The organism is Melioribacter sp. Ez-97 (assembly GCF_051488665.1).
Classification (GTDB): Bacteria; Bacteroidota; Ignavibacteria; order Ignavibacteriales; family Melioribacteraceae; genus Melioribacter.
This window is the reverse complement of sequence record NZ_JBPSEG010000020.1, coordinates 22,027-41,498: the sequence shown is the minus strand read 5'-3', so window position 1 is coordinate 41,498 and position 19,472 is coordinate 22,027. Positions and strand designations below refer to the sequence as shown.

The window sequence follows — 19,472 nt, the reverse complement described above, 5'->3', positions numbered from 1 at the left end:
CAAAGTTATCAAATGCAATATCAATCTTTTCTTGGTTTTAATATGTCAAAGAAAAAATTTGAAAGCAAATCACAACTTGTTGTTGATTTTGTTTGAGACTGAAAACTTGGTTTTAATATGTCAAAGAAAAAATTTGAAAGCAAATCACAACATCTGTTAATGCAGGCTTCGAAACTTGCATCTTGGTTTTAATATGTCAAAGAAAAAATTTGAAAGCAAATCACAACTACTTCAACAACATCCTCACCGCCGACACCTTGGTTTTAATATGTCAAAGAAAAAATTTGAAAGCAAATCACAACTAAATTTAACGTCATTCAGAAGATGTGAAACTTGGTTTTAATATGTCAAAGAAAAAATTTGAAAGCAAATCACAACTTTCAGTTCGTCGTCGATTTCTGCATCTTGCTTGGTTTTAATATGTCAAAGAAAAAATTTGAAAGCAAATCACAACCGCCTTAAGCCTGCGCCAGTTCCCGAACGCCTTGGTTTTAATATGTCAAAGAAAAAATTTGAAAGCAAATCACAACTGTATTCATGATCGCTTTGCAATGTAACATCTTGGTTTTAATATGTCAAAGAAAAAATTTGAAAGCAAATCACAACAAAGGCGGATTGACAATATACCTGTCGTCCCTTGGTTTTAATATGTCAAAGAAAAAATTTGAAAGCAAATCACAACTATATTTACAATAGAAATTTTAACAACAAACTTGGTTTTAATATGTCAAAGAAAAAATTTGAAAGCAAATCACAACATATTACTATTTCCAAACCGACAGATTTGCCTTGGTTTTAATCCGTCAGAGACGGACAGGTATGTCAAAGAAAAAAATTGAAAGCAAATCACAACTCCATCGACAATTCCCAACGAGTTTGCCGTCTTGGTTTTAATCCGTCAGAGACGGACAGGTATGTCAAAGGAATCCCGACATCGTCGGGAGAAAGCAAATCACAACGTTTCTTGGTTATCCCCGATTTGATTTTATTGAAGTATAATAATAAATTTGTTTACCGACCTTACGGCGGCTCTTGAGCCATCGCCCCGCGGCGTTAACCGTAAGCGGTGTAGCCCAAGGCGCGGGACTTGCAAAAGGGCTACGCTTTATAATTTCCCGCTTAGTTTTAATCCTTCAGAGCAGGCTTTTTTAAAACACTTAAAGATTATTTCGAATAGATTCTACTCCCTGCGGGAGGAATGAATAAACTCAACATTTATGAATTTTCAATATTTTAAATAGTCAAAAACAGAAGATACAGATTGCAAAGACGGACAGGTATGTCAAAGAAATCCCGACAAGGTTGAGAGAGAGCAAACCATTATAAACCATAAAGGACATAAAAAGGATTGCTTTGGTAAAATATAGCGTAAGGCTTATCATTGAGAGAGCGCTCATTGATCAGCGGTTAAAACCGCATGAGCATTTCTTAAGAAACGGTACAGAATAACAGCGAATGATCCTTCATTGAACAAAATTAACGGACTAATATACCGACCAGACCTTTAGTTCAAATGAATATTCAATTATGTGAAAAAAAGCAGGTTCTATTGACAGGCAATGAATAATTAGTTATTATAAAAAACGTCTTAAAGTGCTTCCGTGAGCCTAACTTTAAGACGCCCGGCGGCAGGCGCGGAACTGTTAATACCGCCGGCTTTTTATATTTAATAATATATATTTCCTTTATCGTAAATTAGCATTTTCAGCGAGCTTGAGCGGTAAAACATTACACAAAAAGTTATTCCGTATTAATTCCGCTTCCTGCGGGAAGAATGAAGAAACTCTTCTTTTTTTTATTCAAGATTTTGATTCGTCTGACGAAGTAAAAATTTATTTTACAACATCTTGCAGAGACGGGCAGGAATGTCAAAGAAATCCCGACATGGTTGAGAGAAAGCAAATTGCAACATCTTCTTTGTTATCCTCGATTTGATTTTGTTGAAATATAAAAATAGATTTGACTGCCGACCATACGGCGGCCCTTGAGCCATCGCCCCGCGGCGTTAACCGTAAGCGGCGCAGTGCAAGGCGCGGGACTTGTTAAATTCACTGCGTTTTACTTTAAAGATTATGCGAAATACGTTTTATTACGACTTTCGTGACAGAGAGGTTTATTATTGAAATAATATTGAGTTTCTTCACCCGCAGATGGCGGGTTCAGAAAGACAGTGTGGAATATTATCTTCATTGGTTTTGGCGAATAAGGAAGGAACGTGTCCTTTGCGCTCTCAGCGGTTTAAATTGAGTTTGCTTCGTCGTTCCGCCAATTGCGGGACTCCTCGCAAAGACGGCCGTTCTTTCAGAGTTTGCTTTTTCCCGTATTTGGTTGTAGCATCGTTTTTCCTTTCGCTGCCTGTCAATACGAGTCCCGCTGTAAGCGGGACGAAGTAATCTCACTGGTATTCATCAGAGTTTGCTTCGTCGTTCCGTCTTCTTCGGATCTCCTCGCAAAGACGAAGCTTTGTTTAGAGTTTGCTTCGTCGCTCGCTTTGCTCGCTCCTCGCAAAGACAGGGACATTCCCGGTTCGGTTGTGCGGGTGTGCCGGGGTTTGGGAGTTATTAGTGCGGAAGCGCTGAAGTGCGGGCGTTAGGAGCGCCGGGGTTCAATGTTCTTCGTTAAATAGAGACGCATTTTATACGCCCAAACTATCAGCAATTGTCTGTCAACATATAACAAAGAATTTCTGATCACGAATCCCTAACCACTAATCCCTAATCCCTGATCCCTAATCTCTGATCCCTAATCCCTGATCCCTAATCCCTGATCCCTAATCCCCAATTAAACTCCGAACCGAACAATCCTATATCTTTACCGTCTCATTTGCCATTACGGATTCAAAATAACGGGAAGACCCGATTTACCCGAGCCGATAATAATAATTTTGGAATTCTGGGATTTCGACAGATTTTCCCGTGGCTTCGATTCCTTTCCATTTCAACAATTGGTCGCTGATGCCTCGCGATACGATATCCTGAAAGTCGGCTATTCCTTTTGCCTCGATTCTCTTGCGCTCGGCTTCCTGTTCTTCGCGTTTCAATACGAACTGCATTCTCTGGCTTTCCTGCTCTGCTTTCAGTTTCTCCTCGATTGCCGCAGTCAAACCGGCGGGCAATACGATCTGCCTCAACGGAGAAGCTTCGATCAAAATGCCGCGCGGGGCGACGAGCTTTTCGAGCTCGTTTCGTATTTCGGTGGCAAGCAGTTCTCTCGAATCGGTATAAAGAGCTTTGGCTTCATACTTGGCTGTAATTGCGCGGACGACCGACCGGAACTGCGGTATCAAAATTATATTTGTATAATTTTCTCCTACAGTACGATAAATTTTCGAGGCGTTTTCAGGATCGAGACTGTATAAAAGACTTATTTCGAGTTGAACAGTCAACCCTTCTTTAGAAGGCACGTTCATCAACTCTTTGATTTCCTGCGTCTTGATGCTGAACTTAATGACATTTGCAAGCGGATTTACGAAGTTTACGCCGGCTTTTAACGTCCGATCGCTTACGTTGCCCAGAAAATCGACTACGCCCACGGTGCCGGCGGGAATAACCGTGAACATTTGCGAAAACGCTATAACAATTCCGACTGCAAGCGCGCCCAATGAAAATCTGGACTCCTGATAACGTCCGGTCTTCCGCATGCTTTTGTATACAAAATATGACGCTGCGGCGATTAATAATGAAATTACAAATAACATATTTACCTCCTATTGTTTTATCGACTCCGCCGATATGACAACCTCTCCCGGATCGGTCAGAGCGTTTATGAAATGAATTTTCTTAAAGAGCGAAATGTCGGCGCGCCTGATTTCGCTTTCGATTAACATTCCCGCTTCGAGTAATTTTTCCCTCTTTGTCCCTTTCAAGAGCGGTTCTGCGGGAGTATATAATTTTGCGCCGTCGTCGAATACAAGATTATATATCGATGCGTCAGTTAATTTGTTTTTCTTAACGATTATTATTTCGTCGCTTCCGGCTTTTTTTAAAAGAGCGTTTAGCCCGCTTCTGTCTTCGTATTTGAATTGATAGTCGATATCGTCATTGAAGATTAATTTGACGGTATTAATTGTCTTCCTTTTATACGGAATATATTCTACGGAATGAATCTTGTCCGAGTAAACAATGCGGCATTTATATAATTCATCGGTAATCCCTGCCGGCAATGTAAGTATATCCTCGAGTTTGATTTCATCTTCGATTCCGTAGAGAAAATTTCGCGAGGCGTTAAATCGCCGGTTGTGGTATTCGATGTTGTAAAATTTCTTTTTATATACTTTTACAGTTTCAATTAATCGGGACATAAATTTTATTTAATAATTCCTCGTATTCGGATTCGGCGTTGCTCAAATGAGTAATGCCGCCTCCGCTTTTGTAAAACAGATTGCCGTCGATCGATTCGATAAACCGGATTAAAACGCAGCTGTCGAGCGATTCTCCGTCAAATATACCAAATATTCCGGTATAAAAGCCGCGTCTGTAATTTTCCGCGCGTTTTATAATTTCGACCGTCCGTTTTTTGGGAGCTCCCGTTACGGAGCCTGCGGGCAAAAGCGAGAATATTATGTCGCCCAAACGAAGTTTGTAATCGCGCGGCAGTTCTCCCGCTATTTCAGAACTGACCTGCAAAAGCGTTTTGTCGTGGGTTTCGATTCTGTCGATATAACGGAATTTTTCGACGCGCACGTTTTTTGCAGCAATCGACAAATCGTTCCGGATTAAATCGACTATAGTATTGTGCTCGGCGGTTTCTTTTTCGTCGCTCAATATCAATTCTTCCGCATTAGGAACAGAAGCGTCGATAGTGCCTTTCATCGGATAAGAATAAATCTTTCCGTCAAAAATTTTAACGAAGATTTCGGGCGAAAAGCAAACAAAGCGGTCTTTTAGCAAAATCTTATACTTGGCGCGGCTCCGTTCGTAAATTTGTTCCAGACTCAAATCCGTTTTAATCCGGGTGGGAAACGTAAGATTCAACAAATAAGTGTTGCCGTCGTAAATTTCCTTGAATACAATGTCGAAGGCATTTTTGTATTCCTCGAAAGAAGGCGGAAATTTTTCGAGCGTTATTTTTCCCGGGGAGGTTTCTTTCCTGGGTTTTTCGTTTATGCTGAATTTTAATCCGTACTTGTCCGCGTCTTCGGGTTTGCAGACAATCGTATTGTTCATATCGAAATCAATCAGAAAAACGAATGGTTCGGAGGCGCCTCCGTACATATTCATTAATTTAATGGCTTCGCTCTTGCCCGTCATTTTTTTAAGGTTTCTATAAATTCATCGAAATTATCGTCCAGGATATCTTTTACAACTCCGTTGCGGACGACATAAATTCTCGGCGGGGAAGAACCGATTAAATCGAAAAATTCATTGACGCCGATTAACCGGTAAGGGTAATCGTAACCGGTCAATGTTTTAAAAGAATCGACGCTTACTTCGCCTTCCGAATAAAAGAGAGTGAAAAGTTTCGAAGCGAGTTTGCGGTCTTTATCGGATTCGGCAATCTCGCTTGCCAATTCCTGACAGTGCTCGCATTCCGTATTAAAGACGGCTACGAATTTTTCGCCGCTCGAAAGATCGACTCTGCCGGCGCCTTCGAAATGCGTATAATCGGAGAACGGAAATTCGTCCGCGGATTTAAACGGAACAGCTATAAAAACAATAACTAAAGAAACGACTAATACAGACAAAGGAATGATTAAGTTTTTCGGGGATTTCTTTTCGAGTTTATATGCCGTAAAAAGAAGTATGATCAACGCGATATTTTTTAAAGCCGATTCAATCGGCGACATTGCAATGGCGCTGCCGAAGCATCCGCAATTTTGCGAATCGCCGAGAACAAATTCCGTATAAAGAAGATAGAAGGTAAATGCTGTCAGGAAAAGCGCGGCAAGAGGGAGTGTAATTCTTTTAGATTCGTACGGAAGGAAGAATAAAATGCCGAGTCCGAATTCGAATCCTATTAAAATCCGGGTAAGCGCAGCCGCAACTTCTCGGCTGACGGCTATTCCGTGATCGATAAGAATGATTTCGATTAAACCTGGTCCGACGGCTTTGGTATATGCGGAAAATAAAAATATAACGCCGAGCAGGTATTTTATTGCAACGGAAATTTTATTGTTCATATTATCTTTCGAAACTGTGTTGAAGAGCTTTATTCAAATCGTCCGTAAAAATAATTTCAAGTTTATCCTTTAGTCCGGAGTTAAGCGAAGAGAAATTCTTTTTATTTCCCGAAGGAAGAATTATTTTGCCGAATCCGAGCTTAGCCGCTTCGTTAATTCTTTTGTCGATATGCGGGACGCTTCTGATTTCGCCGCCGAGTCCGACTTCTCCTATAATTACAAGTCCGTTTTTTGCAATTCGGTTCTGGAAACTCGAAACAATTGCGGCGCATACAGCCAGGTCGATTGCCGGTTCGTCGATTCTCAAACCGCCCGCTATATTCAAAAAGACGTTTTGCGACGAGAGTTTCAAGCCGGCTCTTTTTTCGAGCACCGCCAGCAGAATGGCGAGCCGTCGGTAATCGAATCCGGTAGCCACTCTTTGCGGATTCCCGTAATATGAAGGAGTAACAAGAGCCTGAACTTCGATTAAAAGCGGTCTGGAACCCTCCAGGCTCGCGGTAACAACCGTGCCGCTTATATTACTGCTCCGTTCGTTCAGAAAAATTTCGCTCGGATTTTTAACTTCCTGAAGCCCGGTTTCGAGCATTTCGAAAATTCCGATTTCGTTTGTATTGCCGAAACGGTTTTTCTGCGAGCGGAGTATTCTGTAGGAATGACTCTTTTCTCCTTCGAATTGCAATACCGTATCGACAATATGTTCGAGTATTTTAGGTCCGGCGATAATTCCTTCCTTTGTAACGTGCCCGATCAGAACGACCGAGCAATTTTGTTTTTTGGCTGCGTTCATCAAGTCTGCAGCGCATTCGCGAATTTGCGTAACGGTTCCCGCCGTATTGTCGAGTTCGGGTTTGTAAACCGTTTGAATCGAATCGACTATGACCACCTCGGGCTTTTCTTCTTCAACTGCCGTAAGAATATTTTCAAGATTCGTTTCCGTAAGAACAGACAGAGCGCCCGCGTTGATTTTGAGTCTTTTTGCTCGCTGGCTTATTTGATTAATCGATTCTTCGCCTGTTACGTAGAGAACTTTGCCTTTTATACGGGACGCCGCCTGAAGAACGAGAGTCGATTTGCCGATGCCGGGATCGCCGCCAATCAGAATTACTGAGCCGGGCATCATGCCTCCGCCCAGAACGCGGTCGAATTCGTTGATGCCCGACTTAATGCGCATTTCGCTTTCGACTGTTGTCTCGCTCAGTTTAAAAGTTTTATAACTGCCGCTGTGCTTTTCTTTGCGGTGTTTGCCCGTTTCGATTATTTCTTCCGTAAACGAATTCCAGCTGTCGCATTCCGGGCATTTCCCGATCCATCGAATCGTTTCGTATCCGCAATTGGAACAGACATATTTTGTTTTCTTTTTGCTCATTTAAAATCCCGTTCTTTTAACGAAGTTTTTTATTACAGGATCTTTCAATTCCAGCATTTCCTCAATTCCGCCGGAAAAATAAATTTTGCCTTCGTGAATCATTGCAATCCTCTCGGCGGTCTTTTTTACGCTGAACATGTCGTGCGTTACAATTATCGAGGTGACGTTCAACTTTGTATTTACTTCTTTAATCAATTCGTCGATTGAATCCGACGTAACCGGGTCGAGTCCGGTAGTCGGTTCGTCGTAAAGAATATATTCGGGATTTGTAATCAAGGCTCTTGCAAGTCCGACGCGCTTTTTCATACCGCCGGAAAGTTCAGAGGGTTTTAAGTTTTCGGTTCCCGGCAGACCGACAAGAGAGAGTTTTTCTTCTACGAGTTTTTCGATTTCTTCTTTGGAGAAGTTATAATTATTTTCCACGAGCGGCAGACTGACGTTTTCGAAAACTGTCAACGAATCGAATAGCGCCGCGCCCTGAAAAAGGAATCCGAAACGTTTCCGCAAATCGTACAATTTTTCTTTCGGGAGATTAGCAACGGAATTGCCGTCTACAAGAATGTCGCCTTCGTCGGGCATTATCAGTCCGACAATATGTTTAAGCAGCACCGATTTGCCGCATCCGCTTTTACCGATTATGGCTATCGACTCGCCCGTATTAATCGTCAGATCGATTCCCCGGAGAACTTTATTGCCGCCGAACGATTTGTGCAGATTTTTTATTTCAATCATAACAATAAGATTTATTAGCCGAATTGAAATATATAAAAGTGCGGCGAGTTTATCGAATGGCGGGGGGTAAATGTAGACTGCGCCGGCGCAATTAATGACCGGCGCAGTTTGGAGTAATTGTTATGGATTCAAACCGGTATGGCAGTCGACGCAGAGCATCTCCTTCCATTGATCGCCTACGTCTTCGCCCGGGTGTCTGAACTCGAGCGATGAATTTACCGCCGCAACTTCGAGATTGTCCGGCGCGCCTTGCGCGTTTATCGAATGGCAGGCGTTGCAGTCTTTACTGATAAGCTTGCCGGTTTCGGTTTTGTGACGGTCGTTGTGGCAGCGGAAACACCCCATGAATTCAAGATGACCTATGTTGTTGGGATAGACCGACCACTTGACTTTCATTTCGGGAAAAATATTTTTGTCGAAAGCCTTCAATATACCGTTTATTGCTTTATCGATTTTGTTTTTTTGTTTGGCATAGACGTCGGGATAATTATCCCTGTAAAAAGTATAAATATAGTCCGTAATCGCTTTATGAGCCGAATCCGTCGTGGGAAAATCTTCTCCGAGAATATCCATCGACGCGAATTTAATCATCGGCAAATCTTGCGGTATGTCGCCGGCTATTATTGCGTCGTTGATAAAGAAAGCCGGCGGTCTGTAATTATGCGAAGGACGATTGTGACAATCCATACAATCCATTGTACGGGTTTCAAGAGTATCGAGTTCGGATTGAGAAAGCGGATTGTCCTCGTCTTGATAAATAAACGTTTTGCCCGTCTTTTTGTTCGTGTATTTTACCCACGGAATCGACTGGCGTTTTTCGTCGGACGCTTTATATTCGATTTTAATGTCGGGATTAATATGCCAGTGAATTCCTTCCTGCAAACCGAGCGCGCTCAGGTTGGCTCCTATTTTCATTGTAAGCGTAATATCCCATTCCGAATTGTTGTAATCGGAAAGATAGTGTCGTTCGTTGCGGAGTTTCCGAGCGTAGAATTTCTGAGGCCAGTGGCATTCCTCGCAGGTTTCTCTGGCAGGACGCAAATTTTTTATCGGCGTTTCGATAGGTCTTGGAACCGTTCCCAAAGTGACTGCATAGACCTGATACAAACCGGAAAGTTTGGAGCGCACATACCAGCTGGCGCCGGTTCCCACGTGGCATTCAACGCAGGCAACGCGAGCGTGGGGCGAGTTTTGATATGCCATATACTCCGGTTTCATAACCGAATGGCAAACCTTGCCGCAAAACTCGACCGACTCTGTGTAGTGAAACGCTTCGTAACTCCCGACAGCCGACGCCAGCAGAAAAATTGCCGTGCCGACGGAAAAAATCATAAACGCGTTTCTTGTCCGCAAATCGTTAAAGTCGATTGTCGGCCAATCTTTAGTCTCTGCTACCCCGACGCGTTTTTCTTTTCGAACCTTTAACCACATGCCGACCGGAATCAAAATCAATCCGAATACGAGTACGGCGGGCAGCGCTATATAAATTATCAGTCCGAGATAAGAATTATCTTTCCCGAAAATGGAACTGACGGTAAACAGAAAAACAATCATAAAAAAACTGATTAGCGCAATGGTAGCGCCGACGAGTGATACCCAGTTCTGGGTCGAATGAGGAAGTTTTAATTTCATAAACCCGCTCTTTTTATCCTATTATGTTATGAAAGTTAAAAAAATCAATTGTATTTGAAAAGAAAAAAATGGGACTGTCCGAAAACGGCGGGAGATAATTCCGGACAATCCCATTATAAGGAGTAAAGATGCGTTAATTATTCTTTTTCTTTTCTTTCTTTTTCGATGATTATCTTTTTGTGAATCTTTTGGGGAGTCGGTACGATATGCTCGCGATGCCGACAGCAGCAGCAATCGCATCTGCCCGTGAAAGGAGGCTCGCCCAATTTAATTCGGAATTTTTTCTGCATGTTTTCTTTCAGAAATTCTTCGGCTTCATCGCCTTCATAAACTTTTGTTGATTCCTTGCCGTCTTTTTTGGTTGTAACGGTTACTTTTTTTACTCCGTCTTTAATTTCAATTTTTACGTCTTTGTCGGTCTCCGCCTCGGGTGAATCGTCAGAATACCAGAACATCATGCGCCCCGGAAGGTCGATGTCGATATCCGGTGCAAAATCAAAATCGAATTCGTCGATTCCTTCCCATTCGAATTCGTCGGGATCGATATTGATTTTTATCTTAGGCGGAATCATTCCCATCAATCTTATTCTGTCGGCAAGCATCTGCGCTTCGTCGCCTTCGAATACTACTTTTCCGTCGTCAGTTTCGACCGTAATGCGCTCGACTTCGCCTTTTAGTTTTTTTAATTTGGAACGGAATTCATCTCCGGAATCCTGGGCTCTTAGCGTTATTCCCAAAAGACCGAATAATAACAGCAATACGATGAAAAATAATTTTTTGTTGTTTTGCTTTTCCATAGAACAAATCCTCCTTGTTGAATGTCTAATGCGTCATATGATACATCGTTTTTCTGTTAAATGATTCTTAAAGAATGTTAAAAAATGTTAAAACCGTTTAATTTTTTGTTTTCTTCGACTATTATAGACGCATGAAAGAGAAAAAAGTGAAAATATTGATTGCAATAATGACCGCTTCGTTAATCGGAGTGGCGATTGTGCAATTTTACCTTATCGGAAAATCGCTCAAAATCGAAGAAGAAAAATTCGACCGCAACGTCAGTTATGCGCTTATGAGAGCGACGGACAAACTGGAAAAAGGGCATACAGCCAAAGCGGTTATTAAAGAATTCGACGACGATAATTTTTTCCCGCATCGCGATTCCGGAAAGGATACGGCATTTTTTTTCGAACACGGAGACGACTTCGACTTCGATATTAATGTGATTGTTAAAGACGATTCCAACCGGATTAAGATAAATGCAAGAAATATCCGGAAACTTCCCGCTCCTCCTCCGGCAGTCTGGATACGGAAAGTTGATACCGTCATTCAAAAGAATCTGGTAACTAATGTCTTGAAAGATTTGTTTGCCGACAGGGACAGTCTCGAAAGAAAATTGAAGAAAGACGAAATAGAGAAATATCTCAAAGAAGAATTAACCGACGGTTCGATCGAAACGGATTTTTATTTCGGCGTTCATAAAATTGACGAAGACAAATTCGTTATAGTCAAAGCCGGCGCGGACACTACCGGACTGAAAAAGAGCAGATACCGCGCGCCGCTGTTTCCGCGCAGAATATTTGCCTCGCCGTACGAACTGATTGTTTATTTTCCCGATAAAGATTATTACATCTTCAAATCCCTCGCTTTAATGCTGGCTGCCTCTTTTGTGTTTATTACGGTAATTGCCTTCGTGTTTTATCAAACGGTGCGAATGTTTTTAAAGCAGAAAAAGATAACCGAGCTAAAAAACGATTTGATAAACAATATAACGCACGAATTTAAAACCCCGATATCTACAATTTCGATTGCATGCGAAGCGCTTGGGGATCCGGAGCTTGCAGTTAATGAAAAAATTGTAAAAAGATATTCCGGCATTGTAAGAGAAGAAAACGAACGCTTGAAAAGACTCGTCGAAAGTTTATTGACTACGGCGGCGCTCGAAAAAAACGGAGGTTCGTCTTTTAACCTGGTTAAAAAAGAAATATCCGTCGACGATGTCGTCAATGAATGCGTGAAAAGTTTTGCAGAAAGGGCGCGGGCGGAAAATTTCTCAATCGAAACTATAGGAATCCCTTCCGGAATTATAATTAACGGCGACAAATATCACCTGATCAATGTTCTCGGCAATTTAATAGACAATGCGGTCAAATATAATCTGAGAAAACCCGACGTTAAAATAAGCGTTTCGAAAGGCGGCAACAGATGCATTGTCGAAGTATCGGATAACGGCATTGGAATTCCGCGGGGCGAAACGGACAAAATCTTCGATACTTTTTACAGAATACCGACGGGCAATATTCACAATGTAAGAGGAAACGGTCTTGGACTCAGTTACTGCAAAAACATTGTGGAACTTCACGGCGGAAAAATCGAGGTGGTAAGCAAACCGAACGAAGGAAGCAAATTTATTATTTCATTGCCACTAGCGGGAAATAAATCATGAAAAAAATTCTTCTTGTGGAAGACGACAATAATCTCGGCGCCATTCTTTCCGAATACTTATCCTTCAAAGGTTACGAAGTAGACCATCAAACAAACGGAGAAGAAGCATGGAAAGCCTTTAACTCGGACAAATACGATATTTGCATAATCGACATTATGATGCCTAAGATGGACGGTTTTGATCTGGCAAAGAAAATAAGAAGCGCCGGCAATGCGCCTTTCCTTTTTTTGACGGCTAAATCGATGGTCGAAGATAAGATAGAAGGATTCAAACTGGGCGCGGACGATTATATTACAAAGCCATTCAGCATGGAAGAATTGATTATGAGAATTAACGCAATATTGAACAGGTATAATCACGTCAACCTTAACGGTAATGTCGAACTCGGAAAGTACAGTTTTAATTATGACGAACGGATTCTGAAAATCGAAGACAATGTAAAAAAACTGACGGCAAAAGAAGCGGAATTGCTTAAAATTCTCTGCGACAATAAAAACAAAGTAGTTGAAAAACAGATTATCCTGAAAAAATTATGGGGCGAAGATTCCTATTTTGCCGCAAGAAGTATGGACGTCTACGTTTCAAAACTTCGAAATTATCTTAAAGACGACAATTCTATTGAAATTACCACAATCTACGGTACGGGCATTAAATTAATCGTCAAATAAACCGTAACGTTTCTTGTTAGTCATACCGAGCCGGTTAAGAAATCCGTTAACAATAATCATCTTTCTGATTATATTGCTTTCAAAAAATAAAACTTATGGGCAGATTCAGACTCGATATAGAATACGCAGGCACTCGTTACAGCGGCTGGCAAAAGCAGAAAAGCGGCAGGACGATTCAAGGCAAATTGATCGAAGCAGCTGAAAAAATATTCAAAGGCGAAAAAGTCGATCTTCAAGGCTCCGGCAGAACCGACGCAGGAGTGCATGCGTTGAATCAGGTCGCTCATCTGGAAGTTAAAACTATGCTTGCCCCCGAAATAATAAAAATGAAATTAAACGATTTACTGCCTGCCGACATAAATATATTGGAAGTATCGAAAGCCGGCAAAAATTTTCACGCGCGGCACGACGCCGTTGCTCGCAGTTATATTTATCAAATTTCCAGAAGAAGAACGGCGTTCGGGAAGCAATTCGTCTGGTGGATTAAGGACGATCTCGATCTCGGGCATATGAAACACGCGGGTAAATTATTCGAAGGGATGCACGACTTTGCCTCTTTTGCAGATAAAGATTCCGAAGACAAATCCACGAAGGTTCTTGTAGAAGCCGTTCAATTTAAAGAGGCGGGGGATTTGATTCTAATACGTATCGCCGGTTCGCATTTCCTGTGGAAAATGGTTCGTAGGATGGTGGGCGTTCTGGTTGAAACGGGCCGCGGTAAATTAAACGGGAAAGACGTTGAATCGTTCCTGAATACTTTTTCGCGCGAACCCGCCAGGTATACCGCTCCGCCGTCGGGGCTGTTTCTCGAAAAGGTGATTTATGAAAAAAATTATCAATGGGACGAATTAGAACCCGTTATTAATCTGACGCCGGCAATAAAATTCGGAAGGAGATAAAAAATGAGCGAATTTATCCACAGATATCTCGGAATAGACGCGGAGACTCAGATGAAAATTCTGAGCACGCTGATTTTGTTTCTTGCGCTGTCGTTTATTTACCGCGTTATTGCAAAATATATTATCGGAAGGCTGGACGACGTCAAACAAAAATATCAATGGCGAAAAATCGCTCTATACCTGAACGCATTTATCGGCTTTTTGCTGTTGTTGAGAATCTGGTTCGGTACGATTCACGGTTTGACTACGTATCTGGGTCTGCTTTCGGCGGGCGTTGCAATTGCGTTTAAAGATCCGCTTGTAAATCTCGGCGGCTGGATTTTTATTGTCATAAGAAAGCCGTTCAAACTCGGAGACAGAATTCAAATAAACAATGTTATAGGCGATGTGGTCGATATCAGAATTTTTCAGTTTTCCGTGATGGAAATCGGAAATTGGGTGGACGCCGAACAAAGCACCGGCAGAATTATACATATCCCCAACAGCGTCGTCTTTACTACTCCGCAGGCGAACTATACGGCGGGGTTCGAATATATCTGGAACGAAATTCCCGTGTTGGTTACGTTCGAAAGCAATTGGAAAAAAGCAAAGAAAATACTCGAAGATATACTCGACAAACATACCGAGCATTTCAGCGAGGCTGCGGAAAGACAGATAAAAGAAGCCGCTAAAAAGTTTTTGATTTATTATACCAAACTGACGCCGATAGTCTACGTTTCGGTTAAAGACAGCGGGGTGATGCTCACATTGAGGTATCTTACGCGCACCCGCCAGCGCAGAGCTACCGAAAATGATATCTGGCAGGCAATACTCGATCAGTTCGCTCTGCACGACGACATCGATTTTGCTTATCCCACACAAAGATTTTATAATAATCTGTTGGAAGGAAAACCCGGCACAAAACCTGGCGATCAATCCGGTGAGTAACTTAAAGATAAAATCTTATTGGAAACCCCTTGCATCGGTTGTAATCTGGGGAGCTTCGTTTATTGCAACAAAATACCTGCTCGACAGCCTGAAACCCTTGACGATTATTCTTGCGCGCCAGATTCTGGCGGTATTGCTGTTGACGCTAATCGCAATAAAAAGGGGCAGAAGCTTCAGGATAAATCTTCACGACCATTCGTGGATTTTTGTTCTGGCATTGATCGCCTCTTTTCATTTGTGGATTCAGGTAACAGGAATGCAATTTACTTCCGCCTCCAATACCGGCTGGATAATCGGTATTACGCCCGTGTTTATGGCTCTGCTCGGAATGATTTTCTTCAGGGAAAGTCTCACCGCTGGACAATGGAGCGGTATTTTGATTGCTTTCTCAGGTCTGCTTCTTTTGATAAGCAACGGGAATATTTCATCTGTAAGTTTAATAGAAAACAAAGGAGATTTTTTGATACTTGCCAGCGCATTTACATGGAGCGTCTATTCGCTGGTGGGCAAAAAAATTACTTTGAATTATCCGCCATTGATGACAATCCTTTATTTATTCATTTTTATGTCGCTTATACTAGCGCCGTTTACGATTAACGCAGAAAATATTAACGCCATTGTTAGTTTATCGGTTGAAAGTATTGCGGCTCTATTGTTTCTCGGATTCTTCTGTTCGGGAATAGCATACGTGCTTTGGGCGGAAGCTATGTACGAAATGCCTTCGTCTCACGTGGGAGCTTTTTTGTATCTTGAGCCGTTCGTTACCGTTTTCACGGCTTGGATTCTTCTTTCGGAAAGAATATCTTTATTGACATTGATAAGCGGAGTTGTCATTATTATCGGCGTAATAATCGTCAACAGAAAATGAGAGTGAGAATGATTAAAAAAATTTTTGTATTATCGGTCTTTATTGGCTTGCTTTTTAATTATGGCTGCGGGGAAAACAAGGTGAAAGACAGTTGCGATCTGGCGCTGCTTAACGGCGAGATTTACACGGTTAACGATTCGATACCCTGGGCTGAAGCGATTGCTGTTAAAGGAGACAGAATCTATAAAGTCGGGTCGAACGAGGAGATCGAAAAATATATCGCCGATTCGACTACGGTCATAGACCTGAACGGCAAATTCGTTATGCCCGGCTTCATCGACAGTCATGCGCATTTAATCGGAATCGGCGAAAGTTTGATCGATGTCGATTTAAGAGACGCTAAGAATTGGGACGAAGTTATAGCCGCGGTTGCAAAAGCGGCATCCGAAATGCGACCCGGCGAGTGGATTATCGGACGCGGATGGCATCAGGAAAAATTCGATCCCGAGCCGGAGCCGAATGTTGAAGGCTATCCCGTTCACACGGCGCTGAGCAATGCGGTTCCTTATAATCCCGTAATGTTGACTCACGCAAGCGGACACGCCGTCTTTGCCAATGCAAAGGCAATGGAATTGGCGAAAGTTGACACTATAACCGCCGACCCGCCTGGCGGCAGAATTGTACGCGATTCTACGGGCAATCCGATCGGCGTATTCGAGGAAAATGCGGAAAACATAATAAGAAATGTCTACGAAAGATATCTTAGTGAGAGAAGCCGTGAAGAATTGAACGCTTCGGTAATTAAGAAAATCAAACTCGCTTCCGATCTCTGCTTGAAAAACGGAGTCACAACGCTGCACGATGCGGGCGAGACTCTGGAAACCATTGAATTAATCAAAAAGTCGGTCGATTCGAATTACGTAAAGCTCCGTTTATATGTAATGATTAACGATACGCTCGACAAGCTAAAAGGGAAACTGAAAGATTATAAACTAATAGGCTACGGGGAAAACCGCCTGACGGTTAGAGCTATAAAACAATATATCGACGGAGCCCTCGGTTCGCGCGGAGCCTGGCTGCTTGAACCGTATTCCGACCTTCCCGATAGTTACGGTTCGAATGTAACGCCTTTGAAAACGCTCGACAATTACTGCAGACTGGCGGCTGAAAACGGTTTTCAAATGTGCATTCATGCAATCGGCGACAGAGGCAATCGCGAAACGCTCAATCTGTATGAAAAATACTCCCGACAATATGATAATTTTAAAGACATGAGATGGCGAATTGAACATGCTCAGCACGTAACGCCATTCGACGTAAAACGAATCGCACGTTTAAATGTAATAGCGGCGATGCAGGGAATTCATTGCACTTCCGATGCGCCGTTCGTTATCGAAAGGCTTGGCGGCGAAAGAGCCGCTTCCGGAGCTTACGTATGGCGAAGTATGCTCGACCGTGGAGTTATAATTTGCAACGGCACGGACGCGCCTGTGGAATCGATTAATCCGATTGCCTCGTTTTACGCTTCGGTTACCAGAAAAAACAAAGACGGGGTAGGATTCCATACCAAACAAAAAATGACGCGAGAGGAAGCCATTAAAACCTATACGTTTAACGGAGCCTATGCCGCATTCGAAGAAAATATAAAAGGCTCGCTGGAAGAAGGGAAATTAGCCGACATAGTCGTATTGTCGAATAATTTAATTAAATGTTCCGAAGACGATATTCTTAACACGGAAGTTCTGTATACGATTGTCGGCGGTAAAATTGTTTATAAAAAATAAAGCCGGGAGGCAGAGATGAATAAGAATTTCCGTTTGATAATTTTGCCGGCAATTATTACGCTTCTTACCGTCCGGGTTGCAACCGCGCAAAATGCTTTTAAGAGAGATTTATCGATAGCCGAAATGATCGATAAAATATCGGCGGACAGTTTGAAAGCTTATGTCGTTCGATTGACGGAATTTAAAACGCGTCATTCTCTCAGCAGTCAAACAAGCGATAAGGAAGGAATTGGCGCGGCGGCAAGATGGGTTAAAAATAAATTCGAACAATTTTCTTTGAAATCAGACGGCAGGATGACTGCGGATATAGATTATTTCGAAGTCGAACCCGACGGCGGAAGAATTGACCGTAAAATAAATCTGATGAACGTTGTCGCCACATTAAAAGGAGTTGACGAAAAAGACAAACAGTTGATTGTTATAGGAGCTCATCTCGATTCGCGCGTGGCAGACATAATGGACAGCGCGTCGTACGCTCCGGGCGCAAACGACGATTTGTCGGGAGTGGCTGCCGTATTGGAATTGGCGCGCGTAATGTCTTCTGCAAAATTTCCCGCTACAATAATGTTTGTCGCTTTTACGGGCGAAGAGCAGGGACTCTACGGTTCGAGACATCTGGCGGAAAAAATCAAGGCGCTGGAATCGGAAGGGAAATATCGTTTGATTGCTATGCTCAATAACGATATGATAGGAAATACTGTGTCAAGCCAAACTAAATTGAAAGACAATATAAACGTTAGAGTATTCAGCGAAAGCGTTCCCGCTGTAGAATCCGATGCAGAAAAACGCAAACGTATTTTGTCCGGCTCGGATTACGACGGAATTTCGAGACAGCTTGCCAGATACATAAAAGAAGTGGGAGAAAGATACGTCGACCAGATAAACGTTAAATTGATTTTCAGGCGCGACCGTTTTTTGAGAGGGGGGGACCATACTCCGTTTAACCGTCTGGGCTTTGCCGCGGTTCGATTCTGTGAAATGAACGAAAATTATTTTCATCAGCATGAATACGTTCGTAAAGAAAACGGAATTCAATACGGCGATTTGCCCGAATTCATCGATTTTGAATACGCCCGTAAAATAACCGCCGTTAATTGCGCCGTTACGGCGAACCTGGCTTTGGCTCCGCCTCGTCCGGAAAACGTTAAGATCGACGTAAAGCAATTGTCAAACACAACGAAAATTACCTGGGACGAACCCGAAGGAATTAAACCCGCAGGCTACTATGTTCTTATGCGGGAAACTTATATGCCTTTCTGGGAAAAGAAAATTTTCACGGAGTCGAAAGCCATAGAACTTCCGTATTCCAAAGACAACTACTTGTTTGCCGTTCAATCGGTAGACGGGGAAGGACACGAAAGTTTGCCGGTCTTTCCCGATCCCGATTTTTAATTGTCAGTCGATGACTTTTTTAATGTCCTTTTCTTTTCCGAAGAGAACGAGAATGTCGTTTTCTTCGACTATGGTTGTAGAAGTGGGAACGCCGTAAATTCTTTGTTTTGTTAATTCTTCGCCCGTGGCTTCGTCGACTACTTTATATTCTCTTTTGATTGTAATCAAATTCAAATTGTAACGGATTCGCAGGTCGATTTCCTGAAGCGATTTTCCTATAAAGGCTTTCGGAGCGCGTATCTGGAAAATGCTGTATTCTTCTCCGATCGAAATAAAGTCGAGAATATCGTCGCTCATTAAAGTATTTGCTACTTTATTCGCAATCTCGAAATCGGGCGAAATTACCTGGTCGACGCCGAGTTTTGTCAAAATCTTTTCGTGTATTTTAGAGGTGGCTCTCGCAATTACTTTTTTGACTTTCATCTGAAGAAGCAAAACGGACGTTAGAATTGTGTCTTCGAAGTTCGTTCCCATCGAAATTATAACGGCGTCCACTTTGTCGACTCCGAGAGATCTCAGAGCTTTTTCGTCCGTTGAATCCATACGCACGGCGTAAGTAACTTTATCCTTGATGTCTTCTATAATTTCCATGTCGCGGTCGATGGCAATCACTTCGGCGCCTTTTTCTGCCAGCGAAAGCGCAACGCTCAATCCGAAATCGCCAAGACCGATAACTGCAAATTTCTTGTTCATGTTTATA

The 19,472-nt window shown here is 42.5% G+C and carries 16 protein-coding genes and 1 CRISPR repeat array; of the genes, 7 read left to right on the top strand and 9 right to left on the bottom strand.

Annotated elements, in window-relative coordinates:
• Positions 1 to 30: 30 nt before the first annotated feature.
• Positions 31 to 758: direct repeats of the CRISPR family, unit length 46 nt; unit sequence CTTGGTTTTAATATGTCAAAGAAAAAATTTGAAAGCAAATCACAAC.
• A 2,102-nt stretch (positions 759 to 2,860) separates the two neighbouring features.
• From ACSSWA_RS14575 to ACSSWA_RS14540, 8 genes are all read right to left on the bottom strand, one after another.
• Complete coding sequence (locus ACSSWA_RS14575; RefSeq protein WP_437357325.1) at positions 2,861 to 3,697, bottom strand: prohibitin family protein; 837 nt, start codon at positions 3,695 to 3,697, stop codon at positions 2,861 to 2,863.
• Between the two features lie 9 nt (positions 3,698 to 3,706).
• Complete coding sequence (locus ACSSWA_RS14570) at positions 3,707 to 4,300, bottom strand: aminotransferase class IV (RefSeq protein ID WP_437357323.1); 594 nt, start codon at positions 4,298 to 4,300, stop codon at positions 3,707 to 3,709.
• Entirely contained in the window at positions 4,284 to 5,249 is a 966-nt protein-coding gene (locus ACSSWA_RS14565) for an aminodeoxychorismate synthase component I (RefSeq protein WP_437357321.1), read from the bottom strand. The genes ACSSWA_RS14570 and ACSSWA_RS14565 overlap by 17 nt, the downstream gene beginning before the upstream one ends.
• Entirely contained in the window at positions 5,246 to 6,118 is an 873-nt protein-coding gene (locus ACSSWA_RS14560; protein WP_437357319.1) for a MauE/DoxX family redox-associated membrane protein, read from the bottom strand. The genes ACSSWA_RS14565 and ACSSWA_RS14560 overlap by 4 nt, the downstream gene beginning before the upstream one ends.
• A 1-nt stretch (position 6,119) precedes the next feature.
• The gene (gene radA / locus ACSSWA_RS14555) at positions 6,120 to 7,487 is read right to left on the bottom strand and encodes a DNA repair protein RadA (protein ID WP_437357317.1); all 1,368 of its coding nucleotides are present in this window, start codon (positions 7,485 to 7,487) and stop codon (positions 6,120 to 6,122) included.
• Positions 7,488 to 8,219, bottom strand: a complete 732-nt coding sequence (locus ACSSWA_RS14550) for an ABC transporter ATP-binding protein (protein ID WP_437357315.1) — start codon at positions 8,217 to 8,219, stop codon at positions 7,488 to 7,490.
• A gap of 120 nt (positions 8,220 to 8,339) precedes the next feature.
• Positions 8,340 to 9,851 (bottom strand): NapC/NirT family cytochrome c, encoded by a 1,512-nt coding sequence (locus ACSSWA_RS14545; protein WP_437357313.1) that lies wholly within the window; start codon positions 9,849 to 9,851, stop codon positions 8,340 to 8,342.
• A 137-nt stretch (positions 9,852 to 9,988) separates the two neighbouring features.
• Positions 9,989 to 10,648: a hypothetical protein gene (locus ACSSWA_RS14540; protein ID WP_437357311.1), complete on the bottom strand. Its 660-nt coding sequence runs from the start codon at positions 10,646 to 10,648 to the stop codon at positions 9,989 to 9,991.
• Positions 10,649 to 10,794: 146 nt separating this feature from the next.
• Between ACSSWA_RS14540 and ACSSWA_RS14535 the strand changes: the two genes are divergently transcribed.
• From ACSSWA_RS14535 to ACSSWA_RS14505, 7 genes are all read left to right on the top strand, one after another.
• Positions 10,795 to 12,294: a sensor histidine kinase gene (locus ACSSWA_RS14535; RefSeq protein WP_437357309.1), complete on the top strand. Its 1,500-nt coding sequence runs from the start codon at positions 10,795 to 10,797 to the stop codon at positions 12,292 to 12,294.
• Positions 12,291 to 12,962 (top strand): response regulator transcription factor, encoded by a 672-nt coding sequence (locus tag ACSSWA_RS14530; protein ID WP_437357307.1) that lies wholly within the window; start codon positions 12,291 to 12,293, stop codon positions 12,960 to 12,962. Before ACSSWA_RS14535 ends, ACSSWA_RS14530 begins: the two co-directional genes overlap by 4 nt.
• Positions 12,963 to 13,057: 95 nt before the next feature.
• Positions 13,058 to 13,861: a tRNA pseudouridine(38-40) synthase TruA gene (truA, locus tag ACSSWA_RS14525; RefSeq protein ID WP_437357305.1), complete on the top strand. Its 804-nt coding sequence runs from the start codon at positions 13,058 to 13,060 to the stop codon at positions 13,859 to 13,861.
• Between the two features lie 3 nt (positions 13,862 to 13,864).
• A complete protein-coding gene (locus ACSSWA_RS14520; protein WP_437357303.1) occupies positions 13,865 to 14,788 on the top strand; it encodes a mechanosensitive ion channel family protein in 924 nt (307 codons plus the stop codon).
• Positions 14,781 to 15,656, top strand: coding sequence for a DMT family transporter (locus ACSSWA_RS14515; RefSeq protein ID WP_437357301.1), 876 nt, complete (start codon positions 14,781 to 14,783; stop codon positions 15,654 to 15,656). Before ACSSWA_RS14520 ends, ACSSWA_RS14515 begins: the two co-directional genes overlap by 8 nt.
• Before the next feature lie 8 nt (positions 15,657 to 15,664).
• On the top strand, positions 15,665 to 17,380 hold the full coding sequence (locus tag ACSSWA_RS14510) for an amidohydrolase (protein ID WP_437357299.1): 1,716 nt from the start codon (positions 15,665 to 15,667) through the stop codon (positions 17,378 to 17,380).
• Between the two features lie 15 nt (positions 17,381 to 17,395).
• Positions 17,396 to 18,772: a M20/M25/M40 family metallo-hydrolase gene (locus ACSSWA_RS14505; RefSeq protein ID WP_437357297.1), complete on the top strand. Its 1,377-nt coding sequence runs from the start codon at positions 17,396 to 17,398 to the stop codon at positions 18,770 to 18,772.
• 3 nt (positions 18,773 to 18,775) lie between these two features.
• Here the strand turns inward: ACSSWA_RS14505 and ACSSWA_RS14500 are convergent, their stop codons facing one another.
• Positions 18,776 to 19,465, bottom strand: coding sequence for a potassium channel family protein (locus ACSSWA_RS14500; protein WP_437357295.1), 690 nt, complete (start codon positions 19,463 to 19,465; stop codon positions 18,776 to 18,778).
• Positions 19,466 to 19,472 lie beyond the last annotated feature (7 nt).

Coding starts and splice junctions, on each gene's coding strand:
- ACSSWA_RS14565 (WP_437357321.1), bottom strand. CDS start 5,249: ATGACGGGCAAGAGCGAAGCCATTAAATTAATGAATATGTACGGAGGC.
- ACSSWA_RS14520 (WP_437357303.1), top strand. CDS start 13,865: ATGAGCGAATTTATCCACAGATATCTCGGAATAGACGCGGAGACTCAG.
- ACSSWA_RS14540 (WP_437357311.1), bottom strand. CDS start 10,648: ATGGAAAAGCAAAACAACAAAAAATTATTTTTCATCGTATTGCTGTTA.
- ACSSWA_RS14505 (WP_437357297.1), top strand. CDS start 17,396: ATGAATAAGAATTTCCGTTTGATAATTTTGCCGGCAATTATTACGCTT.
- radA (WP_437357317.1), bottom strand. CDS start 7,487: ATGAGCAAAAAGAAAACAAAATATGTCTGTTCCAATTGCGGATACGAA.
- ACSSWA_RS14560 (WP_437357319.1), bottom strand. CDS start 6,118: ATGAACAATAAAATTTCCGTTGCAATAAAATACCTGCTCGGCGTTATA.
- ACSSWA_RS14510 (WP_437357299.1), top strand. CDS start 15,665: ATGATTAAAAAAATTTTTGTATTATCGGTCTTTATTGGCTTGCTTTTT.
- truA (WP_437357305.1), top strand. CDS start 13,058: ATGGGCAGATTCAGACTCGATATAGAATACGCAGGCACTCGTTACAGC.
- ACSSWA_RS14500 (WP_437357295.1), bottom strand. CDS start 19,465: ATGAACAAGAAATTTGCAGTTATCGGTCTTGGCGATTTCGGATTGAGC.
- ACSSWA_RS14570 (WP_437357323.1), bottom strand. CDS start 4,300: ATGTCCCGATTAATTGAAACTGTAAAAGTATATAAAAAGAAATTTTAC.
- ACSSWA_RS14550 (WP_437357315.1), bottom strand. CDS start 8,219: ATGATTGAAATAAAAAATCTGCACAAATCGTTCGGCGGCAATAAAGTT.
- ACSSWA_RS14545 (WP_437357313.1), bottom strand. CDS start 9,851: ATGAAATTAAAACTTCCTCATTCGACCCAGAACTGGGTATCACTCGTC.
- ACSSWA_RS14575 (WP_437357325.1), bottom strand. CDS start 3,697: ATGTTATTTGTAATTTCATTATTAATCGCCGCAGCGTCATATTTTGTA.
- ACSSWA_RS14530 (WP_437357307.1), top strand. CDS start 12,291: ATGAAAAAAATTCTTCTTGTGGAAGACGACAATAATCTCGGCGCCATT.